1 protein-coding gene is annotated in these 525 nt (G+C 49.0%); it reads right to left on the bottom strand.

Features of this window, described 5'->3' with window-relative positions; all coding sequences use genetic code 11:
- Positions 1-525, bottom strand: a 525-nt coding sequence (gene dapE / locus K5R16_RS22165) for a succinyl-diaminopimelate desuccinylase (RefSeq protein WP_220740578.1), incomplete at both ends; no start/stop codon positions are given.

Here is a 525-nt window from a genome sequence, read left to right as displayed (position 1 = left end):
AGTGCGCCGGGAATAACATTTGATGCGCCAGTGCCGCCGTTAATATTCGCTATTTGAAAGCTGGTCGGTGGAAAGAACTCATTGCCATTGTCCCATTTCATACGGGCTAGCTCATCCAGCGCCGGAGCAGCCTTATGACTAGGGTTGTCGGCTAGGTGAGGGTAGGCGACATGTCCCTGGATCCCTTTCACCGTTAAGTTACCAGTGAGGCTACCACGGCGACCATTTTTTACAATATCACCAAGCTTATGGGTCGACGATGGTTCACCTACTAAGGACCAAGTAATTTTTTCGTTCCGCGCTTCTAAAGTATCGATAACCCGAGTGGTGCCATTGATAAACGGTCCCTCTTCATCACTGGTAATTAGAAATGCAATCGAGCCTTGATGATCTGGATGCTTTTTAACGAAGCGCTCGGTGGCGACAATCATGGCTGCCAATGAACCTTTCATATCGGCAGCACCACGACCATGAAGATATTCGTCAATAACGACAGGATCAAAAGGCGGTGTGTGCCAGCGGTTT

Origin of the sequence: Shewanella sp. c952, from assembly GCF_019654975.1 — a bacterium.
Taxonomy (GTDB): Bacteria; Pseudomonadota; Gammaproteobacteria; order Enterobacterales; family Shewanellaceae; genus Shewanella.
The sequence above is the reverse complement of the archived record's forward strand: the minus strand, read 5'-3'. Positions and strand labels throughout refer to the sequence as shown.